Origin of the sequence: Fibrobacter succinogenes, assembly GCF_902779965.1 — a bacterium.
Taxonomy (GTDB): domain Bacteria; phylum Fibrobacterota; class Fibrobacteria; order Fibrobacterales; family Fibrobacteraceae; genus Fibrobacter; species Fibrobacter succinogenes_F.
The window spans coordinates 21,311-27,310 of record NZ_CACZDK010000043.1 but is presented as its reverse complement, the minus strand read 5'-3'; the positions used below and the strand labels follow the sequence as shown (position 1 = coordinate 27,310).

The following is a 6,000-nucleotide window of genomic DNA, read 5'->3' as shown; positions in this document are numbered from 1 at the left end:
TGCCCTTCGCAATTTCGAGGCCGGTGGTGCCCGATGCTACGGAACGTACGGAGCCATCGGGGAAGGTGAGTTCGATTTGAGACATAAATAATCCTTTTTGTGGGCGGTTCTCGCCCGGTTCCCCAGAAATACGACATCTGGCGGTGCGCGGTAAGATAGAAAAAGACTATAAGTGTGGCTAGTGGTTGGTGATTAGTGGTTAGGAAAAGCAAGCATGTTTTGCAAGAAAAACGTCATTGCAAGGAATAAAATGACGAAACAATCCATACAAAAAAGGAGGGGAAAGCCTTCCCCTGAGTCGCACTGCGTTGCTCCCCACCCCTTCGCCTAGGGCGCATGGCCCCTAAGACCCCATATTTAAACTTGCATCAAAAGAATTTAAAGAATTATTTAATCCGCTTGATTACTTTTTCCCAAATTACATTTAGAACATAAAGTTTGCAAATTATCTAGAGTTGTCCGTCCGCCTTTACTCCATGGAATTATATGGTCTATGTGAAGCTAGACAGATGGATCTTTTGCAGGACTTGCACCACATTGACAACATGAAAAATTATCTCTTTTTAATACTTGATAACGCAAACGAAGAGATGGATCCCTTCCAGGGCATTTCATATTCGCACCATTAACACAGTCGTTTTTATCAACCTCAATATTTTTATCATTTGCATAGTTTACAAATTCTTTTATTGCAGTTATCCAAGAATGGAATCTTCGGTTATATGGAGATTGAGATATTTTAGATGGCGGAAAGGCTAAATCTTTTCTAACAGGTTGTTTTCCTTTGAATTGCCAAATATTCAATATGTTTTCAAATAATTCTTCATCCGTGTAATTAACGATATTTCCAGATTCCAACCCAGCTTTTCGCAAAGCGTTGTTCCAACTTCCAAAATGTCTTGTAATTGTCGAAACATCATATGCCCCATTTAAAGAATACATCTTTTGCGTTAACGTAATGGAGCAAGTTTCTTTGGAAACTCGCATTATGTCGTTTAGTAAGTCATCGTCTGTTTTGGGAGTATTTTTAGGATTTTCGTATTTAAAACAATCTTTTAGGCAATTTGAGTGAATGATTGTCTTCAATTTATGATTTTGCGAACTTTCTAAAAAAATGTCATTCGCTTTTTTCGTCATCATTCACTCCTTGAATTCCAGATATAATATAGTAAATGGAAATATAATAGTTAGCGAATCTTTTTGTACATCGAATACCCTACACCTTGTACCGGGCTCTTTTCTCGGCGACGCAAAGTTCTTTTTGTTTGGTACGCTTTCTGAATTTCACTTTAGGGACAAGCGTCATTTGGATTCCCATGGCGTTTAGCACCTTGAAAATGGTTTCAAAACGCGGGTGCGCTTTTTCGTCTAAAGCCTTGTAAAGGCTTTCACGGCCGAGTCCTGTCTTTTCAGCTATCTGCGACATTCCCTTGCTTCTCGCGATGTGGCCGATGGCTCGGAGGAACAGCGCGGGGTCATCAGATTCGCTGACCATATTCAAATATTCGGCGACGATTTCTTCGTTGTCGAGGTATTCGGCAATGTCTAGAACTGTAGCTTCACTTTTTTTCATCTTGCATTCCTCGCCAAATTACTTTAGCCTTTTCTATATCCCGATCTTGCGTAGATTTGTCTCCACCAATAAGAAGAATCACGATTGTGTCTCCATTTCTCACAAAATATAACCTATATCCAGGTCCATAATCAATCCGCATTTCTAATACGCCATCACCAACGGATTTGAAATCTCCGAGATTGCCTCCCTCGACTTGTGTCAGACGAAAGAGTATTCTAGCTTTTGCTCGAAAATCCCGTAATTTACTCATCCATTTTTTAAATGCAGGAGTCTGATTTATCGTAATCATACTACATTAAATGTATCTAATCGGATACACCGTGTCAAGAGGTTAATTTGTTTTTTTGAAAAAACAGCGCTATTGACTCCACGTCCTAAACTGTTTATATTTCTTAAAAGAACAGGATTGCCAATGCACAACGAAAATGAATTAAATAAAAAGGGGCGAGATGCCCTGAATCTTCAAGCTTTGCTTCGGCTATCAGAAATGGATCTTAGGGCAGGACAAGTAAAATCGGCTGATCAAGTTTTTCGTGAATTGAAGAAAGAATTTTCTACGTCCACAAACTGGTAATAAACATCGGGCTTGCTATTTCGTTCCAAAAATGCGGTCGCCGGCATCACCGAGGCCGGGGCAAATATAGGCGGCATCGTTCAAACAACGGTCCAAATGTCCTACGTAAATTTGAACATCCGGATGTGCCTCGTGAAGTTTTTTCAATCCTTCAGGAGCGGCAATAATGCACATGAATTTTATTTTCTTACCACCATGTTTTTTTATCATCGTAATAGCATCAGCGGCAGAACCACCCGTAGCAAGCATGGGATCCACCACCACAATCAAGCGTTCGTCAATCGGATCTGGAAGTTTGCAATAATACTCCACTGGCTCATGAGATGCAGCATCGCGATAAAGCCCAATATGTCCCACTTTTGCCGAAGGAACCAAAGCCTGCAACCCCGCAACCATGCCGAGCCCAGCACGCATAATCGGAATCAGGGCGAGCTTTCGCCCGGCAAGCACCGGCGTAGTGCATTTTTCAATGGGGGTCTCGATTTCCTTGTCTTTAAGCGGGAGGTCCGCCAGGGCCTCGAACCCTTCGAGCATCGCGATTTCTTCGACAAGACGGCGAAATTCGTTGGTGCCCGTTTCCTTGTCGCGCAGGTGCGAAATCTTGTGTTGTATAAGTGGGTGCTTGAAAATGGTCACGTTTTCCATGTTTTCAAATTCGTTCATGGGAACCTATCCTTTTTTGCTTAGCATTGCGTCTACAATAATACCTAAAATAAGGGCGACGGCAATATTCGTCAGTGTTACCGCTCCCACAGAAATAGTAATCCCGCCTATGCCGGTGATAAAAATTTAGCCGTTTAGAACTGTTCACGCTATGTGAAAAAAACTGCTTTTCATAATATACCAATTTGCTGATATAATATATTATTAATAATAACCAAGATAGCATGGGGTGTGAATATGAAAAAGAAAATCCTTCTTGCGGCAACGCTTGTAACCGTTTCGTCCATGTTGATGTCCTGCGGTGACGATGATTCCGTCAGCAAGGATTTTGACGAAGACGACCCCATTCTGGATATCCCCGGAGATTCTCTCGGTCAGGAAAACCCCAAGGATTCCCTCGATCCAGTTCTGCCCAAGGACACGGTTGACTCGGTTCTGCCCAAGGATACCGTCAATCCCGTCCAGCCAAAGGATTCCCTTTCTCAGGAATTGCCTAAGGATTCTCTCGGCAACGACGAAATAAAGGATGAGGTTGCTGTCGCCAAATTCGATATTGCCCTGTCTATCGAGGATATCATTGTAGATTGGTACGGCGGCGGTGGCGAAAAGGACCCCGACAACAATAGTTTTACCTATAAGCAGTATGCCAACAACTACTGGGATATACACGACCTGAATACGGATGTCTATACTAAGGTGGAGATAAACTTTGCCAAGGCTGTCGCATACGATAACATTGATGTGATTGCGACTTATAGCGACGAAGCCAAGACTACGGAAAGAATTCCCAGTGGCGCAACAAGCCTTGTTCTGTCCTTTGAACCGAGCAAGACGCTTGTCAGTTTGGCTCTTGCCGTAAGCCCAAACACTCCAAGTGATGCCGCAACGATCAGTTTCGGTAAAATCATTATCCGGGCAAAGGATTCCGATGGCACGGTAGGCAAGATGCCTGTAAAGTCCCCAAAATTAGGCTTGGACAATGCCAATCCTATATTGGATTTCCAGTACTGTGCGGACCCGACGGCCATTGAGTACAAGGGGCGTCTCTATGTCTATGGCACCAACGACCATCAGCAGTACGAAGAAGGTGTCAGCAATACTTACGAGAAAATCAAGACGCTGGTAATGATGTCCACTGACGATATGGTCAACTGGACTTATCACGGACTGATTCCTGTCGGTGAAGTGGCTCCATGGATTATGGCTTCGTGGGCACCCAGCATCATTAGCAAGGAACAGGCCGATGGCAGCACGCTTTTCTCCCTCTATTTCTCCAATAGCGGCTTTGGCACCGGCGTTATCCAGGCGAAGTCTCCGGTGGGTCCGTGGACATCTCCTTTGAGCAAGAGCCTTATCGATGGCGACAATCCTGTTGTAAAAGGCAGCGGCTCCATATTTGATCCGGGTGCCGTAATTGACGACAACGGCGATGGCTGGATTTCGTTCGGTAATGGGCAGGGCTGGATTGCCAAGCTCAATCCGGACTTGCATTCCCTTGACGGGGATCCGGTGAAACTTCCGTCCCCGTTCCACTTTGAGGCAAATGAACTCAATTATATCAACGGCAAGTACGTATATACTTTCAACAACGACTGGAACGACCATACTCCTTGGGAATGGGATGGCGAGGCTCCGACGGCCTGCAGCATGAACTACTTCACCAGCACCGAGCCCCTGAATCCTGATTCCTGGACCTACGGCGGGAACTACTTCAAGAACATGGGTGAGAATGGCATGACCTACGGCAACAATCACACTCATCTCCATAAGTATCAGGACAAGTGGTACATATTCTACCAGGCGGCTATTCTAGAGGCTTCTATAGGTTCCCACGGCGGTTTCCGCAGCATTCTGGTTGACGAAATTGAAGTGGACGAAGCAAATGTCGTTATCAAGGAAGCGAAACCGACCTACAAGGGTGTAAAGGCCATCAAGAATCTTGACCCCTATTCCGTGCAGCAGGCTTCTACGGCTGCCGCAACCCTGGGCATTCGCTACGTGCCAACGGAGGAACCCGGCCACATGGTGGCTTCCGTCGGTACTCCCAGCAAGGATGGCCCGGCACCTACAGAAGGCGTCATCGAAGTTCGCAATGTGAATTTCAGCAGCGCAAAAACGCTGAAGGCCCTGGTGAAAGGCAAGGGCTCGGTAACGCTCCGTCTTGACAAGCGAGATGGCGCGAACGTAGCCTCAATCAACAGCGCTGGCAGTGACTGGCAGGAACAGGAGGCGAAGTGCGGCAACATCTCAAGCGGCGTCCACACGGTCTATCTGATTATAAAGGGTGATGTGCTGTTCGATACCTGGCAGTTTGTGAATTAGTCCACTGATAGCCCTGGGCTATTATATAACTATATTTCTTGCATGACCATTTACAATATTGGCAATCGGGTCGTCAACAATTATCTTTTTGCAATTGATGAAGGGTACATTCTCATCGACACCGGATACGAGAACGGTTTTTCGCGTTTTCAAAGAAACCTAAAAAAGCTCAATATACAGCCGAGCGAAATTAAATTCATTTTTTTGACACATGCGCACGACGATCACGCAGGATTTCTGAACAAAGTTCTTGCCATTACAAATGCAAAAGTGATTTTGCACCCCAAAGCAATCGAGCGACTTAAAAGCGGGCAGAATTCCTTCGAAGGCGGATGTTCAAGCATGCTCGCCTACATTTTCTGCAAGCTGTTCGCACTATTCGGAAAATCTGAACACAAGTTCCCGCCAATCAAAGATGAATATTTAAATCGTTTGATTACCACTGATTCGCAAGAATTTCGCAATCTGAATTTGCCGATTCAAGCCATTGAGACGCCGGGCCATACTGCAGACCATATTTCTCTTTTGAAAGACGGAATTCTATTTTGCGGTGATGCCGCCATGAATGGATTTCCTAGTATCAATCGCAATATCATCTGGATAGAAAATCTGCAAGATTACCGCAAATCATGGGAAAAGATGATTGCTTTCAATCCCGCCAAAATTTATCCATCGCATGGCAAACCGTTTGACGTGAACGATTTGAAAAGATTTATCAAAAGTATAGATAAAATAAAATTGCGGCCATTATAGTGACAAGCGGCGTTCACACGGTCTATCCGATTATTAAAAGTGATGTATCGTCCGATACTTGACCGTTTTATTTGACCTTGTTTTTCTCAAATTTTAATTGTATATTACATTC

Annotated in this window: 8 protein-coding genes; 3 read left to right on the top strand and 5 right to left on the bottom strand. The window is 44.5% G+C overall.

The genetic code is table 11. The features are described 5' to 3' along the window. Window positions 1-390: 390 nt before the first annotated feature. The 4 genes from HUF13_RS17670 to HUF13_RS15450 form a co-directional block, all read right to left on the bottom strand. Window positions 391-495, bottom strand: coding sequence for an HNH endonuclease signature motif containing protein (locus HUF13_RS17670; protein WP_173475959.1), 105 nt, complete (start codon window positions 493-495; stop codon window positions 391-393). Between the two features lie 6 nt (window positions 496-501). Beyond that, window positions 502-1,140, bottom strand: coding sequence for a homing endonuclease associated repeat-containing protein (locus tag HUF13_RS15460; RefSeq protein ID WP_173475956.1), 639 nt, complete (start codon window positions 1,138-1,140; stop codon window positions 502-504). A gap of 76 nt (window positions 1,141-1,216) precedes the next feature. Next, window positions 1,217-1,573 carry an addiction module antidote protein gene (locus HUF13_RS15455; protein ID WP_173475955.1) on the bottom strand — a complete coding sequence of 119 codons (357 nt, stop codon included), beginning with the start codon at window positions 1,571-1,573 and terminating at the stop codon, window positions 1,217-1,219. Beyond that, window positions 1,560-1,865 carry a type II toxin-antitoxin system RelE/ParE family toxin gene (locus tag HUF13_RS15450; RefSeq protein ID WP_173475954.1) on the bottom strand — a complete coding sequence of 102 codons (306 nt, stop codon included), beginning with the start codon at window positions 1,863-1,865 and terminating at the stop codon, window positions 1,560-1,562. Before HUF13_RS15450 ends, HUF13_RS15455 begins: the two co-directional genes overlap by 14 nt. A 123-nt stretch (window positions 1,866-1,988) precedes the next feature. Between HUF13_RS15450 and HUF13_RS15445 the strand changes: the two genes are divergently transcribed. Then, window positions 1,989-2,150: a hypothetical protein gene (locus tag HUF13_RS15445; protein ID WP_173475953.1), complete on the top strand. Its 162-nt coding sequence runs from the start codon at window positions 1,989-1,991 to the stop codon at window positions 2,148-2,150. Between the two features lie 15 nt (window positions 2,151-2,165). Here the strand turns inward: HUF13_RS15445 and upp are convergent, their stop codons facing one another. After that, entirely contained in the window at window positions 2,166-2,795 is a 630-nt protein-coding gene (gene upp / locus HUF13_RS15440; protein WP_173475958.1) for a uracil phosphoribosyltransferase, read from the bottom strand. Between the two features lie 255 nt (window positions 2,796-3,050). Here upp and HUF13_RS15435 point away from each other — a divergent pair, with 255 nt between their 5' ends. Then, window positions 3,051-5,135 (top strand): glycoside hydrolase family 43 protein, encoded by a 2,085-nt coding sequence (locus HUF13_RS15435; RefSeq protein WP_173475952.1) that lies wholly within the window; start codon window positions 3,051-3,053, stop codon window positions 5,133-5,135. A gap of 42 nt (window positions 5,136-5,177) precedes the next feature. Then, a complete protein-coding gene (locus HUF13_RS15430) occupies window positions 5,178-5,888 on the top strand; it encodes an MBL fold metallo-hydrolase (protein WP_173475951.1) in 711 nt (236 codons plus the stop codon). The last annotated feature ends 112 nt before the right edge of the window (window positions 5,889-6,000 follow it).